The sequence below is a fragment of the Methanospirillum sp. genome (genome assembly GCF_028679455.1).
Classification (GTDB): Archaea; Halobacteriota; Methanomicrobia; order Methanomicrobiales; family Methanospirillaceae; genus Methanospirillum.
This window is the reverse complement of record NZ_JAJRBM010000093.1, coordinates 1-2,950: the sequence shown is the minus strand read 5'-3', so window position 1 is coordinate 2,950 and position 2,950 is coordinate 1. Positions and strand designations below refer to the sequence as shown.

The following is a 2,950-nucleotide window of genomic DNA, read 5'->3' as shown; positions in this document are numbered from 1 at the left end:
GCAATTTCGGAAAAAATCCGGGCATCCTTCATCTCCTGAAAAGGAAGGCCGGACCCCATAAGTTCTGGTGATGGTAATGGCTGGAGCAGGGATACCACTCCTGCACCCAGGATGGTGATACCAAAGAGCGAAGCATATTTGAGTAACAATGCTTTGAGATCAGCATGCCGGGGCGCAACAATAACGATCCGGTCAGACTGCCTGTACACTTTTACTTCCCGCCCTTTGACGCTGTATCTGATCCGGGAAACCTCAATCAGACCAGCTTCGAGGAGCGAGTCCAGATGATAAAGAAGAGTTGGAATCGGAATTTTCAAGCCGGTAGCCAGATCAGAAGCAGTCATCTCCCTGCCCTGAAATGACCGGAGAATATCACCAGCCGTGCTGCTTGCCATAGCTTTTGCAATAACACGGGCTTCATTATCGTCAGGGGTCAGCACCCTGACCCCTGAATGTATACTTCTGCCTGTATCTTCAAGCATGGAAAGCGTTGGTGATCAGTTCCCTGCCGGTAGTAAGAGCCTGCTCGATCCTGGCAACATCAGGTCCACCACCCTGGGCCAGGTTAGGCTTTCCCCCACCTTTTCCTCCAAGGACTGTACATACGGCAGCAATCACATCTCCAGCCTTGATCATCTCAATACCACTGGCTACAACTGCCCGTGCAGTCTCACCACCTGCAATTAGCAGGGCTACACCGCCTGATGCAGAAATACTGGTGGCAATCTTCACCAGTTCAACCGAGGGAAGATCAATGCGTTTGATCAGGACACTAACTCCTCCAATCTCTTCAGGGGTCAAGTTCTTCAGTTCTAACTCACTGACCTTCGCTGATAAACGCTCAATCTCCTTCCGCTGATCTTTCCACTCACCAAAAAAACGTTGGGCTGTGGCCGGAAGCGCTTCTGACTGGACTGAGAACGCCTCTGCCGCTCCGGTGAGCAGATCTTCCATCCGGTGGAGATACTGTACTGCCGCAAGACCAGCAGTGAACTCCAGGCGCTCAATACCATCCTGAATATGTTCAACTCTCACGATCTTGATCAGACCAATATCCCCAGTATAGGCACAGTGGGTACCCGCACACGCTTCGATATCACCGGCAACCTTGACAACCCGGATCCTTGAACCCGGGGGAACTCCTCCCTGATAAAGGCAAAACCCGTATTTCTGCTCTGCATCAGTCCTATCCTCCCAGGCGATTGAGGTAGGAGAGTTAGCCATCACAAGACGATTTGCAGCCGCTTCAATCTTCTTGAGTTCTGCAGCGGTGATATGCTTGTAATGTCTGAGATCCATCCGTGAGCTGGTCTCACCCTTCTGTGCACCTGCCTGATGGATATGAGCACCAAGAACCTCCTGAGCAGCATGGAGCAGAATGTGGGTCGCGGTATGATGACGCATCAGGGAAAGACGCCGTTCCTCGTCGATGATACCCCGGACGGTGTCACCTTTCTGAAGATGGCCACCGGATATCTTATGTAAAACCGATTCCCCGAGCTTGATGGTATCTTCAACCCGGATCGTCAGCCCGTCCGGAGCCAGAAGAAGACCGGTATCACCAGGCTGGCCCCCACCTTCAGGGTAATAGAGGGTTGCATCCAGAACTACATACTGAGTATCAAGGACATCAAGGACTTTGGCTTCGAACTCCATGGACCCCGGTTTGTCATAATAGAGTCTTCGGGTTTCAGGCAGATGGGAGAGCCGGTCAAGATAATCAAAGAGTGGATTTTTTTCAGGCTCACGCTCTGACTCTGAATGCATATCTGCAATCTGTGAGTAGAAATCATCAGGAAGATCGACAACAGCACCCTGTGATGCAGCAAGATCCCTGACCATCTCGGGTGGGATGCCGTGGGAGTCATAAAGAGTGACCATCTCACTGAGCGGAATCTTTTCGCACTTCTTCTTATAACTCTGAGCAAGCCGTTCAACTGTCCGGGCTCCTCTCTCCAGGGTGGTGCGGTACTTTTCGATCTCACGCTCGAGGATCTCACTGACCACGTCAGGATCCTGTTCAAACCGGTCAGTTCCAATGATCTTCATCTGCCTGCTGACCATATCACTTAGGAACCCGTCCTCAATATTGAGATCCCGCATCATCCTGAGCGTCCGCCTTATCACGAGCCTGGCAAGATATCCATCCTTGACATTCGAGGGAACAATACAATCGCCGAGCATGTATGAGAGGCAGCGGCTATGATCCACAATAGCATACACACTCTCTACCGGAGCGATCATCTTCTCCAATTTCTCAACCGGGATATTGATCTGAGCAGCAACCTTCTGTCTCAGTTCAAATATCTTCTGCCCGGATATATCCATCAGACCGGCAAATTTTGCATTTTCTCCAAGGATACGGATGAAGTCTGGATCATTGAGACGGTGACCAAGCCCGGCTTCCTGCATCACATGACTTACCATATCAGGGAAGACCGCATCATAGATTGTAGGCGATCCCTTTGATGCCCAGACCAGTCGTTCAAGACCATATCCGGTATCAACAATCCGAAGCGTCATCGGATAATACGGGTTCCCCTCAAGCATCACCGGTGGTTTTTCGGTCTTCTGTTTCCCAAGACTCATGAACACCAGGGTTGCTACCTCAAGACCACCGATAAGTACTTCCACACTTGGACCTGCGTTTCCTCCGCCGATCCACGGGTGTTCCTTATAGGTCACCCGGTTCATATCAGCACCGATACTGGCCAGGAACTGATCGCAGAGTTCTACAGTCCGATCCTTCCAGTACACCTCTTTGGTACCTGAGTTGAAGGCATGATGAGCCATCATTTCAAAGCAGGTCAGGTGCCGGCCTGATCTTCCGACCGAGTCAAGATCATTCAATCTGACACAGGGTTGGGAGATGGTAAGCGGGTTTGCTGGTGGAGGAACAACACCACTGGTTACAAATGGCTGAAAATCAGCAATTGAGGCAATGGTAAGG

At 50.9% G+C, this 2,950-nt stretch carries 2 protein-coding genes; both read right to left on the bottom strand.

Features of this window, described 5'->3' with window-relative positions; all coding sequences use genetic code 11:
* Positions 1–482 (bottom strand): helix-turn-helix domain-containing protein (locus tag LUQ50_RS03060; protein WP_300036011.1); only part of this gene is annotated, 482 nt, incomplete at its 3' end.
* A partial coding sequence (gene alaS, locus LUQ50_RS03055) for an alanine--tRNA ligase (protein WP_300036008.1) occupies positions 475–2,950 on the bottom strand: 2,476 nt, incomplete at its 5' end. The genes LUQ50_RS03060 and alaS, both read right to left, overlap by 8 nt.